A 22,307-nucleotide genomic window follows, 5' to 3' on the forward strand; every position below is an offset into this window, starting at 1 on the left:
TCTTCTGTTCAATATTAAGAGCCGTAAACTACCTTCCCGCCCTTGGCTTCCATGGTGCTGATCCGCTCCATCCCGGCGATGATAGGCTTGGCGCGCTTGATTAAGGTCTGGGTTGCTTCAAGAGACAAAGAGTTTTGATGGGCAGCCTCATCGCTCCACACCTCGTAAACAAAGACGGCATCTGGCTCGCCTGCTGATGTATGAACAAGATAGATTTCGCATTCATCCATTTCCTTCATAGATTCTGCTGCTTCGAGAAGGATGCTGACCATATTATCCCGCTCTCCTTCTTTTATTGTAAACTTGCCGAACAGACTGAATTTATCCACTCAAAGTCCTCCTCTTATTTTACTGCTATAAGGATGCCCCAACCCTTCAATCTCCAAGCAAAACAGCAGGCAGAATCTCTTTCCTCACCCACCCGGTCTTTCCGTCTTTTTTGATCAGTGCATAGCCTGAGCAGCTGTCATCCAGAACCGACACTGCCTCTCCTGCACTCACGTTTATAAGGGAGCAGGAAACATCAGATTTCACCTTATAACACCCAGCCTCATCTTGTAAGATGTATTCATTCTTAACATAAAGCAGCTCGTCCTTCCCCGGCTGCCTGCACACGGTAAAATGTTCATCTTCTTCTAAAGGGACAATATCATAATCGGGGTAGAGAATAGCCCCCTTCATATCAAAAGCTTCAGCGGAATCCTTAACGGCCCGGCAAGCCGGGGAATCATCGACATAAGTATAAGAAAACAGATCGTCTTCAAAGGTCCTCTGAATGACCAGGGCATTCAGTTGCCCTTTGTCCTTCACCCTGTTCCCGCCATCAATGCTGATAATTTTTTTCTCCCGGTCGATGATCGGGTTATCATTTGGAATATCTTTCGAATAATTCACGACAGGCCAATGGCCGACGACTACAAACTTGTCAGCCTGATGGGATTTTTCCAGGAAAGATGGAATTGAAATAGCCTTGTCCCTGTTTGTCTCCCTCCAATCCGGCAAATCCTCCAGCCCTGCGTGAACAAAGATATAATCATCTGTCTCTATCGCAGTCGGCAAGCTGGAAAGCCATTCAATTTCCTGTGAAAAATGCTCTATCAAGATTTCTTTTACCTCACGGATGCTTGACTGTTCATTCAGCGGGAACCCTGCGTCTGTTAGCCATTCATTGAAAAGGCAATAGCGCCTTGTCATTAAATATTTGATAAGCAAAGGATTTTCTGCCAGCAGCTCCCCAACCAGTGCCTCGCAATTCCCCTCAATTACCTGCACCAGGGGATTGAGCATTGCAAGCTCCATTATGTATGCGACAGCCTCCTTGCTGTTGCTGCCTTTCTCACAGATATCACCGTTAATGATCAGGTAATCCTCATTGCTAAAGCTGACTTTTTTCAGGAGTTCTTTAAAGAGGCCGATTTCTCCATGGATATCCGAAGTGACGATTACCCTGGCATTCTTTGGTATGTGCATTTCTTGTATCTTGTCCACTGGCGTTCTCCTTCTGTCTGCTGTTTTTAATGATAATAAAAAGATTCGTTTCTAAGAAAGGAAATCCTTCATAATAAGCATAATTATAGGCCGTTAGAGGGGGCAGCAGACACCCTGTGTTCGGTGTTTGGGTTTTGGGGATTTAGAGGGTCTTAGTTTTATTGACTAGCACCCTCTGTTTCTGTTTTTGGCGTTTAGAGGGTCTTAGTTCCTCCGACTAGCACCCTCTGTTTTTGTTTTTGGCGTTTAAAGGGTCTTAGTCCCCCTGACTAGCACCCTCTGTTTCTGTTTTTGGCGTTCAGAGGGTCTTAGTCCCCCTGACTAGCACCCTCTGTTTCTATTTTTGGCGTTCAGAGGGTCTTAGTCCCCCTGACTAACACCCTCTGTTTCTGTTTTTGGCGTTTAGAGGGTCTTAGTCTCTCCGACTAGCACCCTCTGTTTCTGTTTTTGGCGTTTAGAAGGTCTTAGTTCTCAGAGCTATACCCTCTTTGACTTTTCTTATCTCTCCACCTGATCCATCACCATAAAAACCAGCACAGCCAACAAATGAACAACAGCCAATATGGCAAAATGCCAGCCTTTCAACCCTTCAATCAGTTGATAGAGCAGCGGAAAAAGGACTGTCTCAATCCCAAACAATTGAACAGCAGCGCCGATCCGTCCTGCCAGCACTTTCTCATTTTTCGGTACAAATACTTCATTGTTCCCTGCGATGAATGCTGTTTTCCCCTTCCTCCTGATATAAATTCCAACCCCCATAATAACAAGCCCTAAAGCCATTAAAAACAAGGATAGCGCCAGCATATTGCCCTCCTTATTTGAAGCTTTGTTTTTTTAATCGACTACTGCTTCCCCTTTAGCTTCAAAACCTGATCCCCTTCATTTCCTCTCTTGAAATTGCCCGTAGCCTTTGCCATGATCAATTGTGATTCTTGTTCATTAGCGGCTACATTCATTTTCTTCAAAAACTTCTCAGCCTCTTTTCCTTTTAAAATCTTCACTTGCTTTCCGTGATACTCCAGGAAAACTGTATTCTCTTTATTAACACGATAGCTGAATGGAATTTCTTCCAGCCGGTTTCTTTTATCAATAGTCACCGTATCCCTCTATTCCTTAGTGCTGAAATGGCTCTTTCAGATAGATTCTCCATAGCTGGGCCGCTTCCTTCTTTCTCTTTCCAGATTCTTTGATGATTAAAGTGTTTGCCAAAGAGGATCTTTTGTTGTACTATACGTTTAAACACTTAAACATTTAAGCCTATAAACATTTGTATGAAAAACATGGAGGTCTTAAGATGAAAAAAACTGTCTTGATTACAGGAGCAACCAGCGGTTTGGGGTATGACTTTGTAAAATTGTTTGCTGCAGACGGATATGATTTGGTTCTGGTGGCCAGGAATACAACAAAGCTGGAAGAAATCAAAAGCGCATTCCCGGACCGATCCGTCTTAACCATCAGCAAGGATTTGAGCATAGCTGGGGCGGCAAAAGAGGTTTATGAGGAAGTTACAGCGGCGGGAATATCCCTTGATGTGCTGGTGAATAATGCAGGCTTCGGGCTCATGGGGCATTTTGATGAGCTGGATATTCAAAAGCAGGCGGAAATGATTCATTTAAATGTCTCTGCCCTTACAGAGCTGACCTATCATTTTCTTCCTGCTCTGAAGAATCGTCCCCACAAGGCAAGAATCTTGAACGTCGCAAGTACGGCTGCCTTCCAGCCCGGTCCTTTAATGGCCGTTTATTATGCGACAAAAGCTTATGTGTTATCTTTTTCAGAAGCTTTGGCGGAAGAGCTGGCCAATACGAATGTAACTGTCACTACCCTATGTCCGGGAGCCACTAAGACCAATTTTGCCTCTGTTGCAAAAGTGGAGAAAACCAAAATGTTCAGCGGAGCCATGGATTCAGGCGAGGTTGCACAGCAGGGATACCGTGCCCTCATGGCTGGTAAGCGTGTCGTCATTACTGGAAGTTCGAATAAGCTTGGGGCCTATGCTGCAAAATTCCTTCCAAGAAGTGCAGCAGCCAAGATCGCCAAATATGTTGCAAAAGAAGCCTAAATAAGCTTTAATTATGGGAGAAAAAGGGCTAAAGGAGTTTGTTCGATGGGACAGCAGGCAATTGAAGTATTCCGTTCATGCATACCGCTTTTCACGGCATTAAGCGATCCCGCAAGACAGGATATCATTTTACTCTTGGCCGATCATGAAAGCTTAAGCGTAAATGAAATAGCGGATCAGTCTGCCTTATCCAGGCCGGCAATTTCCCATCATTTAAAAATTCTTCGGGACCAGAAGCTGGTTGCAATGGAACAGCGCGGCACGCAGCGTTACTATTCCCTTACACTCGACCAATCAGTTGAGATGCTGAAGGACCTGATCCATATCGTTGAGTCGGAGTGTTTGTGATTAGACTGTGTGCAGTTTGAAGCCAAGGGAAATACAAATATATTTTTTATTAGATTCTTCTGCAGCCCAGGGGAATCTTATTTTTTTCCTCTCTTCTTATAGAAGCTACCCTGGATTTTACAAATTAACCCAATAGTCATTCCCCTCCGTCTGCAATCGGCTTATACTGTTTATAAGATCAGTTTCTTAGGGAGAGGTTGCGAATGACAGAGGGATACGTACGCCTTAGCGGCGGTTTTCATAATGAAGTATTTTACGATAAAAAGAATAATAGAATCATAAGAATATCCGGTAATCACAAATCAGCGGAAGAAGTACGGCAGGAACTTCAATGGATGGATTTTTTACATAAAAACGGAATTCCTTTATCGCAACCGGCCAAGAAAATCGAACTGGATGGCGGACTGGTAAAGGCGCACTTCGAATATGTCCGTGGGAACCCGGTTGATGTGACCCTTCCCGCTCATTGGAACGAAAAGAATTTTGAACAGTTTGGGCGGATATTGGGAAGGATGCATGCTTTATCAAAAAACTATCAGATTGAGGATAATAGGCGGCCTGTTTGGTCGAATGAGAATCCGGATGTGTTTGGTATCAGAGATGGTCTGGCTGACTGGCTAAGGGAAGAATATGACCGGCTTATGGATGGCCTGCAGACATACAAGCCAGCCCGGGACACCTTTGGGCTCATTCACAACGACTTCCATCAAGGGAATTTTGTCGTTCGGGAAAATGGAGAAATCACGGTCATCGATTTTGATGAATGCGCCTTTAATTGGTTTGCGCAGGATCTGGCCGTGTTGTTCTACCACGCCTACTGGCAGCAGGATTCATTCATTGGAGAAGCAGAGGCTTTCTCATATCGGTTTATGCATCATGTTTTTAGCGGATATCAGTCTGTAACAGATCTGCATCCCGACACGATTGCCCAGATTCCGATTTTTTTAAAGTTAAGGGAGGTTTTCTTATATCAGTTGTTTGACCGAGAATGGGATAAAGCCTATTTAGAAGATTGGCAGGTATATACGCTGCAGGATCTGGAGCGGAAGATCAAGAGCCGGGAACCTTTCGCGGGGATTACAGTCTTCGTGGAATATCTATAATCTTCTGACCTTGAAGTGATCTAGAAGCTTACTTCAGCTGCCGGGAGAATGACTAACACATTATACTCATGCAGGGAAAAAGTGAAATTTCTAAGCCAGCAGCTCGACTTGAACTGCTGGTTTTTTACATTGGGCGAAAACCCTGGAGTGATTAAATAAACTGCTGAATTAATAGAAAAAAAGCTTCAATTAACCGTATTAACTGCCAATGGATTAATCTATGCTCTCAATCTGCCAGCAAAACCAGCAGCCTATTCAAAAACAAGGCTTTTCCCCCTGTAACGAACAGGCTAGCCGGAAAATACAGTGATAATAACTTAGAAGGACGATATATCGGCCAAATATGTAAAGGGGATTGGGACAATGGGGATTCGGAATGGGAAGGAATTCATTGAACGATTGGACCGGATGGAAAATGAGGTGTGGCTGGACGGAGAGAGGGTCATGGGGAAGATTTCTGAGCACCCTGCATTTGAAGGAATTGTGGCGGCAAAGGCCTCGCTCTATGATATGCAATGCGACGGCCATTTGAAGGACGAGATGACTTTTCGCATGCCCGGGACAAATGAACATGCAGGCTTGTCGTATTTAAAGCCGCAGACAAAAGAGGATTTGCTGAAAAGAAGGAGAATGACTGAGCATTGGGCGAGGGCCACTCATGGCATGATGGGCAGAAGCCCGGACTATATGAATACGGCGGTCATGAGCCTGGCAGCTTCTGCCTCCATCCTGGAGGGCAGGGAAAACTGTTTTTCTGATCATGTCCGCTCCCTTTATGACCGTGCCGCAGATCAAGACCTTTCTTTCACCCACACACTCATTACTCCGCAGGTCAACCGCTCAGCTTTCTATCTTGGCTCTGACACCCCTGTCTCAGCGAGAATAATCGAGAAAAACCATAAAGGCCTGATGATCAAGGGCGCCCGCCTTTTGGCGACGCAGGGAGGATTGACCGATGAACTGCTGGTCCTCAGCTCGCCCGGCAGGTTTGACACGGAAGAAGCGTTTGCTTTTTCCATCCCCTCCAACACAGATGGGCTGAGATTTATCTGCAGGAGCTCTTTTACAGGCAATGGCTCTGCCTTTGATTATCCCCTCAGCTCTCATTACGATGAAATGGATGCTATTGTGGTGTTCGATGATGTACTGGTCCCCTGGGAGCGGGTATTCCTTTATGACAATGGCGAAGCAGCCCTTGCGTTCAAAAATAAGAGCAGCTTTCATCCTTTTGCCTATCACCAGGCAAAACCAGGCAGATTGTAAAAACAGAATTCATTCTTGGCATTGCCGAATCTATTGTAAAGGGAATCAATATCAGCGAGTACCAGCATATACAAGCCAAGATCTCCGAGATCATCATCGGGCTTGAAACAATGAAAGCACTGCTCGAGAAGTCTGAAAATGATGCTGCCCTTGATGAGTTTGGCTGCATGCGTCCGAGCCTCGTCCCGCTGCAGATCGCGAGCAATCTTTTCCCGGATCTGTATCCCCGCTTTTGCGAAATCATCCAGGTCATCGGTGCAAGCGGCATGACTTCACTGCCGACCGAGAAGGATTTTGAATCCGGCATACGAGCGGACCTTGATCAATATCTTCAAGCAGAAGCAATGGATGCAAAGAATCGGGTCCACCTCTTTCGGCTGGCCTGGGATTTGACGATGAGCCCATACGGCACAAGGCAGACTCATTATGAAAGATATTTTTCCGGCGATCCGATCCGGCTGGCCAGCACTTTATATCATACCTATCCGAAGGAAGATTTTGTCCGGAAAATCAGCGACTTCCTTCATAAGAGAAAATCAGATTAGTATAGATAAAGCCGCATCCCTGCAAAAGGATACGGCTTTTTTTAATGGGACTTTCCCTTGACCAATTTCAATGTTGCAACAATCAGGAAGCTGACGATCACCAATAACAGCCAGGAGCTCACCTTTCCGAGGTGGACAAGGCTCCAGGCATCCGCCTGATTTGGATATTCCCACGCCCCGAAAAAGGTGGCGATGTTTTCCGCTATCCAGATGAAAAATCCGATGAGCACGAATGACAGGGCAATCGGCATGCGGTACTTGATTCCTCCGACTTCATATATGACCCAGGAGCGCCAAAAGACGATAATCACCAGCCCTGACAGCACCCAGCGAATATCTATCCAGTAGTGGTGGGTGAAAAAATTCAGGTAAATGGCCGCGGCCAGAGGGACAACCAGCCAAAACGGCGGCCATTCAACCAGTTCGACCCTCAGCCTCCTCCATGCCTGGCAAAGATAGCTGGCTACACTGGCGTACATAAATCCGCTGTATAATGGCACACCTCCAACCTTGAAGTAACCTTCTTCCGGATAAGACCAGGAGCCCATATGAACCTTGAACAGCTCAAGCGCGAGGCCAATCAGGTGAAAAAGGGTGATGACCTTTAATTCATCGCGTGTCTCCAGCCCGGAACGCACCATCCCCCATTGCATCACGAGACAGATGAGGAGCAGCCAGTCATACCGCGGCAGGAACGGAAGCGGGATGATTTTTGTCAAAGCCAATGAAGCAAAGATGACGACAGGAAATAGACAGGACAATGCCTGTTCCCATCCAAAAATGCAAAGCTGCCGGCCCCCTCCCATCATCTGCATCCGTAATGTTCTCTTTTTCGAATCATTCTGTATGGCTATACTCATAAGAAACCTCCCGATTACGCAGATTGACCCGGCAAAGCCTTAATTCATTCAGCGTTCCGGCTCTTCATCATCTTTTTTATACTCCAGAATATCTCCGGGCTGGCAGTCCAGCGCCTTGCAGATAGCTTCTAAAGTCGTCAGCCGGACTGCTTTTGCTTTTCCATTTTTCAGTATGGAAAGATTGGCCATGGTGATGCCTACCCTCTCTGATAGCTCGGTAACGCTCATTTTCCTTTTCGCCAGCATGACGTCTATATTAATGATAATTGCCATGTTCTCACCTCAGACCGTCAGATCATTTTCTGACTTAATATCGATCGCATTCTTCAGCAGCTTTTGGAGGACAGCGGCAAAAACGGCAATCACAATGGAACCAAAAATGATGACCATCCCAATCAGGATAATGCCAGGGGCATCGTCGATCTCTGCCGCAAAGTAGAAGAGCGGCATGCCTGCTGTATATAGCAGCATAATACCAACGGCACAGTTTCTTATCGTCTTTAAAGCCTTTACAGCTCGTTCTGAGAATGCGTTGTTATGGTCAATATAATTTAAAAGTTTAATGGCCTGATACAAGGCAGCGAAAAACGGAATCGCCGATACATACATAATGGCCAGGATGCCATACAGCAGGTTTGCCCACTCTAACCCGCTTTTGGATGCATTAATGGCCAAAGAAGGCAGCCCGAAGATACATAAAGCAAGAATCGGTGCGCCAATAAGAAAGACAGCGATTTTCAAAAAGAGAGTTTCTCTTTTCATTTTGAACACCTCACAGTTAAGTTAGATTGATTTTAAGATATTTTTTATTGAATATCAATAAAAAGTTAATGATTTTAATTATTTTTTTGTTGGTTAATAATTTAACTCCCCGATTTCTGCAGGCTTTAATCACCTCCCCTTGGCATGAATATCCGTTATGGAAAGTCATACACATCCACACCGGACAATCCTGTTTTAAATCCAACCTCAAGGGTAAGAAATCTATATAGGCTTAAGTGATAGTAATCACAAACAATCAATTATGAAAGAAAGGATTGATTAATCAATGGGAAAAGACATGCCAAAACAGATTCCTGGCCAGATGCAGGATCGCCAGCCAGGATTCGAAAACGAAATGGAACCACGCCCGGACTTCACGCAGAATCTAGCAGGAAAAGGTGAAAGGCTGTCTGGCAAAACTGCGCTGATCACTGGCGGCGACAGCGGAATTGGCCGTGCTGTGGCTGTAGCTTTTGCGAAGGAAGGCGCTGATGTAGCCATTTCCTATCTCGATGAGCATGACGATGCCGGTGAAACCAAAAAGTACGTGGAACAGGAAGGCCGCCGCTGCCTGCTGATCGCCGGCGATATCGGTGAAGAAGCTTTTTGCAAGGAAGCTGTTGAAAAAGTTGTGTCCGAATTTGGCAAGCTGGACATCCTTGTCAACAATGCCGGTGAGCAGCATACCCAGCCATCCATCAAGGAAATTACAACAGAGCAGCTGGAACGGACTTTCCGCACCAATATATTCAGCATGTTCCATCTGACAAAAGCTGCACTCGACCATATGAAGCCTGGAAGCTCTATCATCAACACCACTTCTATCACAGCCTTCCAGGGAGCACCGAAGCTGATCGACTATTCTTCAACAAAAGGGGCAATCCTTGCCTTCACACGCTCCCTGTCAGGGTCTCTTGTCGAGCAGGGAATCCGGGTGAATGCCGTGGCGCCAGGCCCAATCTGGACACCGCTCATCCCCGCCTCTTTTACAAAAGAGCAGGTAGACGGTTTCGGCAGCGAGGGAGAATTCCAAACGCCGATGGGACGCCCGGGCCAGCCGAGCGAACTTGCGCCAGGCTATGTGTACTTTGCATCTGATGAATCTTCATATGTAACAGGACAGGTGCTGCATATTAATGGGGGTACCCCTTACTAAGAAATGCGGAGGGCGCTTGCTCAGCCCCGACAAGCATAAGACGCTTTAGGATAGAAGGCGTTCTTTGCCTTCAATCCTAAAGTGGCTTATGACTCGAGGGGCTAGCGCCCGCAGCTAGACAAATAGAAATGCGGAGGGCGCTTGCTCATTAAAGGAACGCGGACTAAGAACGCCACGTCCTGTGGCAACATCCGCATGACCCACATCCTGTGGGCCTCAAGCTAATACCCATATTTAACCAAAATATATTAAAAAGAAAGCTGCCCACCCGGCAGCCCCTTTTTACACTATCTTTTTCTGCTTAATAACCCCATCCATAAGGATACCCCGCATGTTTGGAGCGATATCCATGGCTTTGTTCGGCAGCTTCTGCGGCTGCTTTTGTTTGATGGATTGTGCCAAAGGGATGGTTTGGGGGCGCATAGATTGAGTACAGCTTCAGTGATGTATTGCCTGTGTTCGTGAGATTATGCCATGTGCCGGCAGGAATGAATATGGCTGAATCATCATAGACATTCCTTCTAAAGTCCAGATTATTCTTGCTCTTCCCCATCTGGACGATACCCTGCCCCTTTTCAATACGCAGGAACTGGTCGAGGTTATTATGCCTCTCGAGCCCAATGTCCTCACCAGGCTTCAAACTCATCAGCGTCAGCTGCAGATGCTTTCCTGTCCAGAGAGCTGTACGGAACGCTTTATTTTGTTTTGTCGCTTCATTGATATTAACGACAAATGGGCTGGGACCATAATCCTTTAGCGGCACCCGGTGTTCCCCATAAGAAACGGGATAATAGCTCCCGGCATAGTTCCCTTCCAAAGGATAGCGCCCGGAAACCGGCTGAAAGCCGGCAGCTGCCGGCATTATAAACGGATATGGATACATTCGGTAATCATGCATTCTCTCTCAATCCCTTCACATCTATTCGGATTATCTTATGCATCGGGCTGGGTGAATGCCATCCGCTTCCATGTTTCTGATCCTTCTCCTTATTTATGAAAAGTGTGAAAATTCAGGGCATAACATGTCTAATTTTAACGAATAGCATACTTCCCCTATAAAGTATGTTAAGCTGAACGGAAGGCGTTATATGTCTATACTCAATGAGGTGCAAATTGGAAAGTACGGAAGTGAAAGAAATACACGATCTTCGAAGCCTTGCCAAGGGATATGTTTTATACTTTTTTGAGGATCATGATCGGTACCTGTCGAATGTAAAAGATTTTGTCATCACCGGACTTAAATTGAATGAATATGTCGTTATTATAGAAAACGATCGTTGGATTAAAAAGATTAGAAACTCACTTTGTGAAAGTTTGGAAGACCGTGATCTGCAGAAAGTAGCGTTTATAAACAACTTTGATTTTTATTATGCAAAGGGAGATTTCCGGGTTAATTCAATTTTCGACTTTCTTCCAAAGTTAATGGACGATTATTCAGAAGAGAATTCAGTGGTCCGCAGCTGGGCACATATAGAGTGGCGGAGCGAAGAGGGAGTCAAGGGCAAATTGCTGGCTTCCGAAGAAGAAGCGGATACAATTGTGTTTGACAACAGAATTTTATCGGTTTGTGCCTATGACTCAGAGAGGGCAAGCCAGGAATTTAAGGCAGGGCTCCTCTCATGCCACAACTATCTGCTGCGCGAACAATAAGAATAAATAGATGGCTTCCGGTCAACCCGGAAGCTTTTTTATTTTTGCTGAAGAACTGGCCATTTTTCTATAAAATCCCCCTGCAAACCTCTCAGCTTACAAAAACCGCCAGCGTAAATAATTGTTTCCGGGGAAAAATAATCCGCGTATATGCAAAAAGGAGGATGAACATCTATGGATACGAAGCATCTGGCTCCCCATGAATCACTGGATTTACATGAAATCGTCAACTTCAAAACGCTCTGTGTCGCAAAATCCAAGCTGATGCAGGGGCTTGTTTTTGATGAAGACTTAAAGGCCCTTATGCAAAAAGATCTGGAACAATCCAAAAAGGATCTTTCTGAACTGCAGGCCATCTACGAACGGGTTCCTTTTAGTGCTCCCGTCCCGGAAAGCCGTCCAACGCCCATCATTAATTGAAAGGAGGTAAGCTCTCTTGAATCAAGACCATTTGGATCCTATCAATGCCCTAAATATGCCCGAACTGGCTGATACGACATTCGCGCTCGATTTTCTCATCCGTACAAAAGAAGGAGTAAGAAACTTGGCTGCGGCTTTGACGGAAGCAGCTACCCCAGATGTACGGGCGCTGCTTAGGAAACAGCTTATGCAGGGCATTCAGATGCATCAGGAAATTTCAGAGCTCATGATCAGCAAAAAATGGTTCCACCCCCATGACCTGAGCGAACAATATAAGCTGGACCAGCTCTCAGCCAAAAATACGATCATGATCGGCAACATGAACCTTTTCCCTCGTGAGACTAACAGAAAAGGCATGTTTGACCGGACACCTGATGAATCCCATTAATATTGGAGGTACCTATACATGAAGGCAGTCACCTATCAAGGCATCAAAAATGTCGAAGTCAAAGAGGTTCCAGATCCCAGGATCGAAAAGCCGGATGATATGATCATCAAGGTTACAAGCACAGCAATCTGCGGATCTGATCTCCATTTAATCCACGGATTCATTCCGAATATGCAGGAGGACTATGTCATCGGACATGAACCGATGGGCATTGTCGAAGAGGTAGGCCCAGAGGTGACAAAGGTTAAAAAAGGGGACCGCGTCATTATTCCTTTCAATATCGCCTGCGGGGAATGCATCTACTGCAAAAATCAGCTTGAAAGCCAATGCGACAATACGAATGACAACGGCGATATGGGCGCATATTTCGGCTATTCCGGCAATACGGGCGGCTACCCTGGCGGACAGGCGGAATACCTGCGGGTGCCTTTCGCCAACTTCACCCATTTTAAAATTCCCGAGAGCTGCGAAGAGCCGGATGAAAAATTGAGCGTCATCGCCGATGCCATGTCCACCGGCTTCTGGAGCGTTGACAATGCCGGAGTAAAAAGCGGGGATACCGTCATCGTACTCGGCTGCGGACCTGTGGGCCTCTTTGCCCAAAAGTTCGCCTGGATGAAGGGAGCTAAACGGGTCATCGCTGTTGACTATGTCGATTACCGCCTCCAGCATGCCAAACGGACGAACAAGGTCGAAATCATTAACTTTGAACAGTATGAAAATGTTGGGAGCCATTTGAAGGAAATTACACATGGAGGAGCAGATGTAGTCATTGATGCGGTCGGCATGGATGGAAAGATGACCGATATGGAATTTCTGGCAAGCGGACTGAAGCTTCAGGGCGGGGCCATGAGTGCCCTCATCATCGCCTCACAGGCAGTCCGCAAAGCCGGGACCATCCAGATCACAGGCGTGTACGGCGGCCGCTATAATGGGTTCCCTCTTGGGGATATCATGCAGCGCAACGTCAATATCCGCTCCGGCCAGGCCCCGATGATCCACCTCATGCCATATATGTACGAACTGGTGGCCACCGGAAAAATCGATCCGGGAGATGTAGTGAGCCATGTCCTCCCGCTGAGCGAAGCCAAGCATGGCTATGAAATCTTTGATACGAAGATGGACAATTGCATCAAAGTCGTATTAAAACCTTAGATAAGGAGATGGCAGAATGGACTATCTTTTACACGAAATCCTGGAGGTCCAGGAAATCGCGGCATTCAAAACGCTTTGCCTGACAAAGTCGAAAACGATGAAAGCACTCGTCACTGACCCGCAGCTCAAAGCAATCATGCAGAAGGACGTGGATACCTCCACCATCCAGCTGCAGGAATTCAGTTCTGTTTTATCAAAAGTACAGCAATGAGGAGTTGAAACTATATGATTCAATTTATAGAAAAACTGACCGGCATGGACGCACTTACAGACCAGATGGTCGCTATGGACCTGCTGATTTCAGCGAAAAGCGGTGCGAGGAACCTCGCCATGGCTGTAACGGACGCAGGAACGCCGGAGATCAAGGAAATGCTCACCCGCCATTTGGAAGCAACGCTCGATCTGCACGAGGAAATTTCCACTTATATGATGAAAAAAGGCTGGTATTATGCCTGGAATACAGAAGAGCAAACGAATTTGAACCTGCAGAATATGGAGATAGCTTTGAAATTGCCTACTTTGTAAAAGGAAAAAGATGGACGGCTAAGGCGCGTCCATCTTTTTTAAAAACTCATCGGCTCAAGCTTATCCAGCCGGCTTTTGCCCTGCTTGAACGACAGTGACACGGCAGCAGCCAGGAAAAGCAAGATTGAGCAGCCTGCAATAACGATCCGCGGATGTAAGGATTCTGCTACTCCCCCAGCAAAAAGAGTGCCGCTGACAGCCGCCAGGCCGGATAATAGAATCCCCCCTCCCGCTACACGGGCCAAAAAACTATCAGGGGTGATTGCCTGCCGGGCAGAACCATTTACTACGAAAGCCATCGACAGTGCCCCATCAAATAAAAACATGCCAAAGGCGATGACGGCGAACTTGCCAGACAGTAAAATCAGCAGAAGGCCCAGCCCTGAAACAGCCATCAGTACTCCATATAAAATTTTCCATGATAAGTGAACCGTTTTGTTCAGCAGAAAGACACCGAGGAGGTTCCCAGCCCCGGCCGCTGATAATACCGCGCCTGTCTGCCACTCACTAAATCCGAGAGATTGGCTTGTATAAAAAATGACAGCAAGAACCACACAGGAGGAAGCAAAATTTAAAACAGCCTGCTGAAAAGAAATGAAACGCTGAAAGGGGTTCATGAACAAGTATTTTATTTCCTTAAAAGCAAGGGCATTTTTGAAGCCTTCCCCTCTTTCTTTAACAGAAGGCACTTCTTTATAGGTCAATAAAGCCAGCGCTGCAAAGGAAATTAAATAGGTCAAAGCATCAATGCCGAGCACTGCGGCAGAACCAAGAGCGGACAGAGCAGCACCTGCCATCACTGGCCCAGCCAGTGTACTGACGGCATCTGCCCCTTCGATATAATTATGGGCTCTGACAAGCTGTTCCCTCCCCGCAATCGCCGGCAGCATCGCTCCCAGCGCCACCCTGTAAAAGAGCCCTGCAGCTCCCAGTAAGAGCAGGCAGATCGCCAATGTCCAGATGTTCAGCACATTAAAATAAAAACACAGGACCAGTGCAGACATAGCAAGGAAACTGAGGGCATCCGCCCCCATGGCAATCTTTTTCTTCGAATGCCGGTCAACCCAATAGCCTGCCTGCAGAGATAATGCCAGCGGCACCACCCTGGAGCAGACAGCAATCAATGCTGCCTTCCAGGGCGATCCTGTCAGCTGCAGTACGATCAGAGGAACAGCAATCTCACTGAACCGATTCCCAAAAATCGTTGCCAGCTGCCCGATCCATAAAACAAGGAAATTTCTATTTTTGAAAAGCACGATGATCAGTCCTTATGTATTGAGGATTTGGTTAATTAGAAATATAGTGTCGGCTAATCTTCCTAATCGGTACCAATTCGCCAATACCTTTGATAAATCCTTTGTAAAGAAGGGGGTTTTTCCTGGTGGAGAATGAAGAGAGGGATAAGTTTCAGCAGCTGAATGGCTTATGAATCAAATTTATATGCACCTATCTCAAGTCCCTTCAGCAGAACTTATCCAACAAAAAAAAGCCGCCCATCCCACCGGTCATCCTGATGTTCCGGGCAGCTCCTCGGCTTAACCTGTATTAATACGGATCGGCTTCGTGGCCTTTGTCCACGGCTTCCCTGGTTGCTTCGTTGGCGGATAAGGAGCCTTGTCCGTATTTGGATTGTCCTGCTTCACGGCCAGGGACATTGTCTTCCGCTGACATTTCTTTCAGTTCTTTCGTTCTCTTTTCGATGCCTTCCTTCACGCGGCGGCCGTAATCTTCGTCAGCTTGTGTGAAGTGCTCGACCATCGCATCCTGGATGCGCTTGTTGCAGGCGGCAAGGGCATCGGAAAGGTTATGGATCAGCTCATCGCGCTCCCAGTCTTCTAGGCTGCGGTAAGTGTCCCCTGCCTGGCCGTAGTTGTTCGGGCGGTCGATCGGCGCGCTCATGGCTGCTGCATTATAGGTCGGCCGATGCGGCGGAGGGCTTGTTTCTCCCGCTTCCTCGAAGCCGCCGAGCATGGATGGCTCATAGTTAATATGCGGATTGTCACCGGATTCTTTCGGATCGCGGACATCCATCTGGCCGCGCTGCTGGTTCGTGCGGACAGGCGCTTTCGGCGCGTTCACCGGCACTTTCAGGTAGTTGGCGCCAACACGGTAGCGCTGCGTATCAGAGTATGAGAATGTGCGCCCCTGAAGCATTTTGTCATCAGAAAAGTCCATCCCGTCAACCAGGACCCCTGTTCCGAAGGCAGCCTGTTCAATTTCTGCATGGAAGTCAACCGGATTGCGGTCAAGCACCATGCGGCCCACCGGCAGCCATGGGAATTGATCTTCCGGCCAGAGCTTTGTATCATCGAGCGGATCAAAGTCCAGCTCAGGGTGGTAGTCATCCTCCATAATCTGTACATAGAGTTCCCACTCCGGATAGTCTCCGCGCTCTATCGCTTCATACAAGTCCTGTGTGGCATGCCCTACATTCTTTGCCTGGACCATATTGGCTTCTTCCTGCGTCAGGTTGCGGATTCCCTGCTTTGGCTCCCAATGATATTTCACGAGCACCGCTTCGCCTTTATCATTGACCCATTTGTATGTGTTGACGCCTGAACCCTGCATATGGCGGTAAGTCGCAGGGATGCCCCATGGCGAGAACAGGAATGTAATCATATGGGTCGCTTCAGGCGTCCGGGAAACGAAATCAAACATCCGCTCAGGGTTCGGCACATTCGAAGCAGGATCGGCTTTAAAAGCATGGATCATATCAGGGAACTTCATGGCATCGCGGATAAAGAATATCTTCAGGTTATTCCCGACCAGATCCCAGTTTCCGTCCTCAGTATACATTTTGACCGCGAAGCCGCGCGGGTCACGCGCTGTCTCAGGCGAATCCTTCGCCCCGGCCACTGTTGAGAAGCGGACCATAAGCGGAGTCTTTTTTCCGGCACCAGAAAATACTTTTGCACGTGTATATTTTTCAACTGGCTCATCGCCTGCTTTTCCATATGTCTCAAAGTATCCGAAGGCCCCGGATCCGCGTGCGTGGACGACGCGCTCAGGCACTTCCTCCCGGTCAAAGTGGGAAATCTTTTCTATAAAATGATAATTCTCAAGTGTAGCTGGACCGCGATTGCCGATCGTCCGTATATTCTGGTTATCTCTTACAGGATGGCCTTGGCGGGTCGTCAGCTTCTCGCGCTTCACATCGTCGCCGTTTTGCATATTTTTGTCCTTGTTCTGATCCAAACTGCATAACCTCCTCAAATTAATCACCTTTATCTTTTCTGGTTAAGGAAATTTTATACAAAGATAAAGGATGATTTTGTAAAATGATCTTCTTGCTATGTAGGTCTAAAGATGACAATGTCCGGGGAACTTAAAGGTAAAATCAACTATTACAACCAATTTTTTACCCGCCTCCCAAACCGTTTAAACTGTTTATTATAAAAAAATAATTATAAATAGATAAAGACTTTCCACTTCCCAAAATGCTGCAAAATGAGTAAGATAGTATAAAACCTTAAATTCTTATACGAAAGGTCGTATTTATATATGGCAGAAACAGTACGTTCAATTCCCCGTCCCCTCGTCAGGACCAATCAATGGTTCATTGTCATCAGTATTGCGGCCAGCTGGCTGACCGGCCAGGAGTGGATTTTGGCTATTCCGCTTATAGCCGGACTGATGGGACTACTGTTTGGATTCAATCCCGTCATGCGGGCCGCCAGATCATTCCTTAAGAAAGCGCCGTCTGCTTATATCCCTGAGGAATGGGACCAGCAGCAGTTCAATCAGGCCATTGCAGTTGTGTGCCTGGCCGGGGGATTGATTTCTTATGCATTCGGATTGACGATCCTTGGCCATATTTTCACGATAATGGTCGCACTCGCTGCATTTGTGGCCATCCTGGGCTTCTGCATCGGCTGCTTTATCCGCTTCCAGCTGATCAGGTTCCGTGCCAAACGAAGAATGAGCCAGAACTAATAAAACGAGGGAACCTCTCAAAACAGAGGTTCCCTCGTCCTTTTTTCTGCTTAACGGCATAAATGATCAATCTCCCTATTATACAAGCCCTCTCCTTAAGTATTATTTCTCATAGAATAATGGAGAAAGGGGGTTAATAAAAATGGCACAAAAGACATTTAATAATCGCAGTGCAGCTGCTCTGCAGATCGCTCTTCTCGTCCGCCAAGGGGACAACCCTGCCAACTTTGATGGTGATGTTTATTTTACGCTTGCGCCGGGCCAAACGAGGACTATCATCTATGGAAATGCACAAAATCCATTTCTCAATGGATTAGTTCTCAGTGCAAACTTCAATGGAGATATTTATAACAAAACCCAGATTGTCACAGAAAGGGGAAGCCAGCTCGATAACCTGTTGAACACAAATAGCATTATCGATATCATCCCCATTTCAACTGACTATGTATTCTTTGGACGCAATGCCTAGCTTGAAGCAAAAATGCTATAAAATTTAAGGCCATCAGTCAGCCCTCTTTCATATTAAGAAAGAGGGCGATTCGAATTATCCCCTTTATTGAAGCCTTTTCCAGCCGAGAATTACTAGTGCAATTAAAACGGCCAAAAGCATGATCATAAGCGACCTCTCTAACACTATGAAAAAGAAGTCCGGATAAGAAGTGGTTATAAATGAATGAGTCCCATCGCCATCGGTAATGGTGTTCTCTCTGTCTGTCCATACCAGCATAATGGAAAAAGAAGCAATGAATGAATATATAGCCGTCTTTACCAATATCTTTTCCAGTTTGGCTCCCCCTAACTATAAGATTAGACTGATATTACCTATAGCATTCAAAATCAAGCCTGCTGCAGCCGCCCAGAAGCCAGTCTGCTCTCCTTTCTTCGTTTCTCTCAGACCAGTGAAGCCCAAGATGAGCCCTGCTAAGCTAAGGACAGCCCCTTCCCCCACCAGCATGATGCCTGCTATTGATATAAGTCCGATCAGCAGCGAGCCTACTGCTTTGCCATTGATTCTTCTTGTTTCTGTAAAAGTGTTCAAATCCCTCTGCCTCCCAGTTCCTAATCTCCCTATCTTTATTTTACCATAAATATCCACCATCTCACTCGATCTTAGGTGAAGCTGCCCCAAAAGAAAAAGCTGCCTGAACAGCAGCCAGCATTTTTCTCCACTATGTATTTCACATTACCTTGGCGACCCCTAATGCATAATGGCCAAACAAGATATTTTCAACCATTTCACCTTCCGAATCTTCGCATTCCACGATGAGAATAACTTCAGAGTGCATTCCTTTCAGCTGCCTTCGTTTCTTTTTGACAACTCCTTCTGTAAAAAGGCGGATGCCAACACCGAGCACAAAACCGGCAGCTGCAGTGATCAGCCCCCAATAGATGGGCCCCCACGCCAATTTAAATCCAATGCTCGCTCCAACAACAGAGAAGGCAGTCGCGAGTGCCGCCCCAATATCAATGAGGGAGGTGCCGTCTGAACGGTTCAGCCCATCGAACAGTCTATGCTTCTCTTGCCGATTGTCCAAGGGAACGATATAAATGTTGTCGCGCTTGATTCCCTTCTTTTCAAGAGTAGAAACCGCCATTTCAATCGAACTGCCATGTCCAAATGTTGAAAACAGCTGCATCAGTCATTTCACCTTCTGCCCTTTTAGAATTTGAAAAGAGGATGATTGGTAGTTTTTCTTGAAAAACGCCCGCTGCTCTTTGCTGAATAATTTGTTGTTTTCAACTGTGTTAATATAAGCATCATATAGTGAAAAACCGTATAAGGACGGGAAAAAGAGCAGCCATTCCGGATTGATGACCGATGTCGACTTCTGGATGTCACCCATAAGAAGATAGGTGAGCGCGTCCAGGCCATGGGAATAGTAAAAAAAGATCACCACCCAGACAATGGTGAAAAAAGCAGACACAATCCTATGTATATACAACTGGCCCAATCCCGGGACAAATAAGGACCATACTACGGCCATAACAGGGTTTCGCTTATCCAAATAATTAATCTCCAGGGCACCCATGCTGAAGGAGTTGAACCGATGCTCTTCCCTTTCAGCCAGCACATAGATCTGATTCAAATCGACAGTCGTCCGGTAGCTGTCCCAGATGGCGAATATATACACAGGAATATAAATCAGGAGCCACCTTGGTTCCAGCACTTCTTTTGCCTTTTCTATGTCACCTTGAAAAGAATAGATCATGGCCAGATTCAGCTTTGATTTAATATTGACTACCACTTCCCAGATAAACAGCACAAACCCCCGCAGATACTTTGATAAAAGCAGATGGCCAAATCCCGGAAATGCAGCACTCCACCACGCAATGATACAGGGATTCCGCAGATGGATCTGGGTGGTTCCCAGGATGCTCACATGAGCTCTGTACCTGCGGGCAGTATTGTCATTCGTATAATTATCCATTGTTATCCACCTTATGTTTCATCCTATTGTATTATCCTTCCTCCCATTCCTTCTTTTATCCAGACCGGCACTGCAAAAAAGCTAAAAAGGGCGCCGATCTTATAGGATCAGCGCCACCTCAGAAATTTGCTATCTTCCCCTATCCGCCCTCACGAAGCGGGAATCAATGCCCGGTTGTTAGTTGTTAGCTGTAAATGGTTCTGTGGTTACAGTACTGGGTATTAGCTGTGAATGAGGATTTGAACCTCAGGCCACCCCGAACCCTGACCATTAAGTGCAGCTTAACCCTGCTGCAGGGTTTGGCATTCGCCTTCCCGCCCGCTACCAACTTCCATAGCAAATATCAGTTTTCCATCAATTCTGTTTTCCAGTTCAATTCCTGAATCTTCACATCCAGGGTCCTGTATTTCTGGGATAATTCATCCACAAACTTTTGGGTTTCCTTAACATCGATCATAGATACATATTTAATCTCCGAACGTGAATAGCGGTCATGCCGTATGGTTGCCTGCCCCAGCAAGTCGCTGTAGATCTTTCTTTCCTGCCCGATCAGGTCCCTGCTTGTCAGTGCGTCCGCGAGCGACTGCGACTGATCGTAAGGGGTATGTATGTTGGTGCGGTTGATGTTTTGGATCAGAACTTTTAATTTTACCAGGATTTCTGTCAATTCTTCCATTAACACCTGCGGCTCCTCATTCGGAAGATCCCCCTCCTGGACTCTGGCATTCTGGCTCAACCGGTTCCTTAATTGCTCGACCCTTTTCTGATAATCCGAACGCAATATCAAGGCCTCTGCTAATTTCATAATTGACCCTCCCCCTGTTTATACTATTATAGTTTCGATTCTTCCCGGCGAATTCCTGCTGTATCAAGCAGTTTGCTGGTTTGCAGTCCTGGCGTAGCCTTATGATATTCTTGCGGCAGTGCCGGGTGAGCCGTTCTCCGATGGGGTATACAGGAAATGAGAAGCTGCAGTTATTGCCTTTTTAATGTGGATATCCTATGGCTGTCGAGTCTCCTCGCTCCGGCTGTGGATATCGCATAATTGCGGAAGGATTTCTTAAATCCAGCTGTGGATATCTTCAAGATCCGGGTATTATCAACAATCTTGTGGGGATAGTGTCATCTTTGTGTGGATATCGGCAAAAATCATGAAATGAAAGAGAAGGGGTGCCAGAATGAAACTTTCAGGAAATAAGATACTGATCACAGGCGGGGGCGCCGGCATCGGGCTGGCTTTTACTGAACGCTTTATCAATGCCGGCAATACCGTCATTGTCTGCGGCCGGCGGGAAAGCGCCCTGCAGGAAGCTAAGGATAAATTTCCAGGGCTGATTACAAAGGTATGCGATCTGTCTGTGGAAACGGACCGTTCGGCTTTGTTTGATTGGGTGGAGGAACATCATCCGGATGTAAATGTGCTGGTGAACAATGCGGGGATCCAGCAGCGGTTTAATGTACTGGCGGCGGATGCGAAGAATGATTGGGGTTATTTTAACAAAGAACTCACAACGAATATTGAAGCGCCTTTCCACCTCTCCATGCTGTTTGCTCCGTTCCTGGCAAAGAAAGAGGAAGCGGCCATCATCAACGTTACATCCGGTCTGGCGTTTACACCGCTTGTCATTGCGCCGATTTATTCAGCTACGAAAGCAGCTTTCCATTCCTTTACTGTGAGCCTGCGGCACCAGCTTTCCGAAACTTCAGTGGAAGTGATTGAAATTGCCCCTCCGGCAGTGAACACTGACTTAGGCGGAGCAGGGCTTCATACTCAGGGAGAACCCCTTGATGCATTCGCTGATGGAATCTTTAAAGGCCTGGAAGAAGGAAAAGAAGAAATTGGCTATGGCTCTTCGGTCGATCGCCTTCGCATGTCACGGGATGAACTTGATGAACACACGGCGAAAATGTACAAGGCAATGAAACACACTATTGAATAAGCTTTTGCTGAAGAGGTTAGCGCATAATATGCGAGGTCAAAAATGAGGGCTCGGGATTGGGCCCTCTTCCCCTTAGAATAGTGTTGGGCTCATCCCTTATGTACAAATAAGGCTGCAGCCGGCATCGGCAAGGTGAATTTACCACAGCAAAAATCCATAAAAAAACTGCTATTTTCTAGCAGTAATGGTTAACGCCGTACGGAGTAAAAGAATATCCTGGTGAATGTTTTTCCTTACTTGGTCATCGCTGCATAGCATAAATTCATCACGTAAACGTCCA

28 protein-coding genes and 1 pseudogene are annotated in these 22,307 nt (G+C 46.5%); 14 read left to right on the forward strand and 15 right to left on the reverse strand.

Annotated elements, in window-relative coordinates:
- Positions 1-14 precede the first annotated feature (14 nt).
- The 4 genes from AC4E8B_RS23740 to AC4E8B_RS23755 form a co-directional block, all read right to left on the reverse strand.
- Positions 15-329 carry a putative quinol monooxygenase gene (locus tag AC4E8B_RS23740; RefSeq protein ID WP_490216015.1) on the reverse strand — a complete coding sequence of 105 codons (315 nt, stop codon included), beginning with the start codon at positions 327-329 and terminating at the stop codon, positions 15-17.
- A 46-nt stretch (positions 330-375) separates the two neighbouring features.
- Complete coding sequence (locus AC4E8B_RS23745; protein WP_490216017.1) at positions 376-1,488, reverse strand: metallophosphoesterase; 1,113 nt, start codon at positions 1,486-1,488, stop codon at positions 376-378.
- Positions 1,489-1,986: 498 nt separating this feature from the next.
- Complete coding sequence (locus AC4E8B_RS23750; RefSeq protein WP_490216018.1) at positions 1,987-2,292, reverse strand: hypothetical protein; 306 nt, start codon at positions 2,290-2,292, stop codon at positions 1,987-1,989.
- Positions 2,293-2,330: 38 nt separating this feature from the next.
- Complete coding sequence (locus AC4E8B_RS23755) at positions 2,331-2,585, reverse strand: hypothetical protein (protein ID WP_490216020.1); 255 nt, start codon at positions 2,583-2,585, stop codon at positions 2,331-2,333.
- Between the two features lie 197 nt (positions 2,586-2,782).
- Between AC4E8B_RS23755 and AC4E8B_RS23760 the strand changes: the two genes are divergently transcribed.
- From AC4E8B_RS23760 to hpaB, 4 genes and pseudogenes are all read left to right on the forward strand, one after another.
- Complete coding sequence (locus AC4E8B_RS23760) at positions 2,783-3,550, forward strand: SDR family NAD(P)-dependent oxidoreductase (RefSeq protein ID WP_490216022.1); 768 nt, start codon at positions 2,783-2,785, stop codon at positions 3,548-3,550.
- A 45-nt stretch (positions 3,551-3,595) separates the two neighbouring features.
- The gene (locus AC4E8B_RS23765) at positions 3,596-3,898 is read left to right on the forward strand and encodes an ArsR/SmtB family transcription factor (protein ID WP_257992806.1); all 303 of its coding nucleotides are present in this window, start codon (positions 3,596-3,598) and stop codon (positions 3,896-3,898) included.
- Positions 3,899-4,101: 203 nt separating this feature from the next.
- Positions 4,102-5,001, forward strand: coding sequence for a phosphotransferase enzyme family protein (locus AC4E8B_RS23770; protein ID WP_490216024.1), 900 nt, complete (start codon positions 4,102-4,104; stop codon positions 4,999-5,001).
- A 363-nt stretch (positions 5,002-5,364) separates the two neighbouring features.
- A pseudogene (gene hpaB / locus AC4E8B_RS23775) lies at positions 5,365-6,809 on the forward strand (4-hydroxyphenylacetate 3-monooxygenase, oxygenase component).
- A gap of 41 nt (positions 6,810-6,850) precedes the next feature.
- On the opposite strand, the gene AC4E8B_RS23780 reads toward hpaB, so the two are convergent.
- The 3 genes from AC4E8B_RS23780 to AC4E8B_RS23790 form a co-directional block, all read right to left on the reverse strand.
- Positions 6,851-7,615 (reverse strand): DUF817 domain-containing protein, encoded by a 765-nt coding sequence (locus AC4E8B_RS23780; protein ID WP_490219872.1) that lies wholly within the window; start codon positions 7,613-7,615, stop codon positions 6,851-6,853.
- Between the two features lie 102 nt (positions 7,616-7,717).
- A complete protein-coding gene (locus tag AC4E8B_RS23785) occupies positions 7,718-7,942 on the reverse strand; it encodes a helix-turn-helix domain-containing protein (RefSeq protein ID WP_490216025.1) in 225 nt (74 codons plus the stop codon).
- A 9-nt stretch (positions 7,943-7,951) separates the two neighbouring features.
- Positions 7,952-8,431, reverse strand: a complete 480-nt coding sequence (locus AC4E8B_RS23790; protein ID WP_490216026.1) for a DUF2975 domain-containing protein — start codon at positions 8,429-8,431, stop codon at positions 7,952-7,954.
- Between the two features lie 286 nt (positions 8,432-8,717).
- Between AC4E8B_RS23790 and AC4E8B_RS23795 the strand changes: the two genes are divergently transcribed.
- Positions 8,718-9,587 carry an SDR family oxidoreductase gene (locus AC4E8B_RS23795; protein WP_490216027.1) on the forward strand — a complete coding sequence of 290 codons (870 nt, stop codon included), beginning with the start codon at positions 8,718-8,720 and terminating at the stop codon, positions 9,585-9,587.
- Positions 9,588-9,888: 301 nt separating this feature from the next.
- Here AC4E8B_RS23795 and AC4E8B_RS23800 read toward each other — a convergent pair whose 3' ends face one another.
- A complete protein-coding gene (locus tag AC4E8B_RS23800) occupies positions 9,889-10,485 on the reverse strand; it encodes a cupin domain-containing protein (RefSeq protein ID WP_490216028.1) in 597 nt (198 codons plus the stop codon).
- Positions 10,486-10,688: 203 nt separating this feature from the next.
- On the opposite strand from AC4E8B_RS23800, the gene AC4E8B_RS23805 reads away from it, so the two are divergent.
- The 6 genes from AC4E8B_RS23805 to AC4E8B_RS23830 all read left to right on the forward strand — a co-directional run bounded on the left by AC4E8B_RS23805 (position 10,689) and on the right by AC4E8B_RS23830 (position 13,725).
- Positions 10,689-11,237: an MEDS domain-containing protein gene (locus tag AC4E8B_RS23805; RefSeq protein ID WP_490216029.1), complete on the forward strand. Its 549-nt coding sequence runs from the start codon at positions 10,689-10,691 to the stop codon at positions 11,235-11,237.
- A gap of 174 nt (positions 11,238-11,411) precedes the next feature.
- Positions 11,412-11,657 carry a spore gernimation protein GerQ gene (locus AC4E8B_RS23810; protein WP_490216030.1) on the forward strand — a complete coding sequence of 82 codons (246 nt, stop codon included), beginning with the start codon at positions 11,412-11,414 and terminating at the stop codon, positions 11,655-11,657.
- Between the two features lie 16 nt (positions 11,658-11,673).
- The gene (locus AC4E8B_RS23815; RefSeq protein ID WP_490216031.1) at positions 11,674-12,045 is read left to right on the forward strand and encodes a spore coat protein; all 372 of its coding nucleotides are present in this window, start codon (positions 11,674-11,676) and stop codon (positions 12,043-12,045) included.
- Positions 12,046-12,063: 18 nt separating this feature from the next.
- Positions 12,064-13,200, forward strand: coding sequence for a zinc-dependent alcohol dehydrogenase (locus tag AC4E8B_RS23820; RefSeq protein ID WP_009794449.1), 1,137 nt, complete (start codon positions 12,064-12,066; stop codon positions 13,198-13,200).
- A 16-nt stretch (positions 13,201-13,216) separates the two neighbouring features.
- Entirely contained in the window at positions 13,217-13,411 is a 195-nt protein-coding gene (locus AC4E8B_RS23825) for a hypothetical protein (RefSeq protein ID WP_490216032.1), read from the forward strand.
- Positions 13,412-13,425: 14 nt separating this feature from the next.
- Positions 13,426-13,725 (forward strand): spore coat protein, encoded by a 300-nt coding sequence (locus AC4E8B_RS23830; RefSeq protein WP_426835166.1) that lies wholly within the window; start codon positions 13,426-13,428, stop codon positions 13,723-13,725.
- A 38-nt stretch (positions 13,726-13,763) separates the two neighbouring features.
- On the opposite strand, the gene AC4E8B_RS23835 is transcribed toward AC4E8B_RS23830, so the two are convergent.
- Both AC4E8B_RS23835 and AC4E8B_RS23840 read right to left on the reverse strand, forming a co-directional pair.
- Positions 13,764-14,981: an MFS transporter gene (locus AC4E8B_RS23835; protein WP_490216033.1), complete on the reverse strand. Its 1,218-nt coding sequence runs from the start codon at positions 14,979-14,981 to the stop codon at positions 13,764-13,766.
- A gap of 289 nt (positions 14,982-15,270) precedes the next feature.
- Complete coding sequence (locus AC4E8B_RS23840) at positions 15,271-16,896, reverse strand: catalase (RefSeq protein WP_490219873.1); 1,626 nt, start codon at positions 16,894-16,896, stop codon at positions 15,271-15,273.
- 330 nt (positions 16,897-17,226) lie between these two features.
- On the opposite strand from AC4E8B_RS23840, the gene AC4E8B_RS23845 reads away from it, so the two are divergent.
- Together AC4E8B_RS23845 and AC4E8B_RS23850 are read left to right on the forward strand one after the other, a co-directional pair.
- The gene (locus tag AC4E8B_RS23845; RefSeq protein WP_490216034.1) at positions 17,227-17,658 is read left to right on the forward strand and encodes a DUF4395 domain-containing protein; all 432 of its coding nucleotides are present in this window, start codon (positions 17,227-17,229) and stop codon (positions 17,656-17,658) included.
- Positions 17,659-17,800: 142 nt separating this feature from the next.
- Positions 17,801-18,127 carry a hypothetical protein gene (locus AC4E8B_RS23850; protein ID WP_490216035.1) on the forward strand — a complete coding sequence of 109 codons (327 nt, stop codon included), beginning with the start codon at positions 17,801-17,803 and terminating at the stop codon, positions 18,125-18,127.
- 84 nt (positions 18,128-18,211) lie between these two features.
- Here the strand turns inward: AC4E8B_RS23850 and AC4E8B_RS23855 are convergent, their stop codons facing one another.
- The 5 genes from AC4E8B_RS23855 to AC4E8B_RS23875 form a co-directional block, all read right to left on the reverse strand.
- Positions 18,212-18,385: a hypothetical protein gene (locus AC4E8B_RS23855; RefSeq protein ID WP_490216036.1), complete on the reverse strand. Its 174-nt coding sequence runs from the start codon at positions 18,383-18,385 to the stop codon at positions 18,212-18,214.
- 72 nt (positions 18,386-18,457) lie between these two features.
- Entirely contained in the window at positions 18,458-18,697 is a 240-nt protein-coding gene (locus tag AC4E8B_RS23860) for a hypothetical protein (RefSeq protein WP_490216037.1), read from the reverse strand.
- Positions 18,698-18,836: 139 nt separating this feature from the next.
- The gene (locus AC4E8B_RS23865) at positions 18,837-19,295 is read right to left on the reverse strand and encodes a hypothetical protein (protein WP_490216038.1); all 459 of its coding nucleotides are present in this window, start codon (positions 19,293-19,295) and stop codon (positions 18,837-18,839) included.
- 3 nt (positions 19,296-19,298) lie between these two features.
- Entirely contained in the window at positions 19,299-20,087 is a 789-nt protein-coding gene (locus tag AC4E8B_RS23870) for a hypothetical protein (protein ID WP_490216039.1), read from the reverse strand.
- Positions 20,088-20,430: 343 nt separating this feature from the next.
- Positions 20,431-20,892 (reverse strand): DIP1984 family protein, encoded by a 462-nt coding sequence (locus AC4E8B_RS23875; protein WP_490216040.1) that lies wholly within the window; start codon positions 20,890-20,892, stop codon positions 20,431-20,433.
- A gap of 373 nt (positions 20,893-21,265) precedes the next feature.
- Here AC4E8B_RS23875 and AC4E8B_RS23880 point away from each other — a divergent pair, with 373 nt between their 5' ends.
- Positions 21,266-22,027, forward strand: coding sequence for an SDR family oxidoreductase (locus tag AC4E8B_RS23880; protein ID WP_490216041.1), 762 nt, complete (start codon positions 21,266-21,268; stop codon positions 22,025-22,027).
- Positions 22,028-22,307 lie beyond the last annotated feature (280 nt).

The sequence above is a fragment of the Bacillus sp. SRL543 genome (assembly GCF_984799205.1).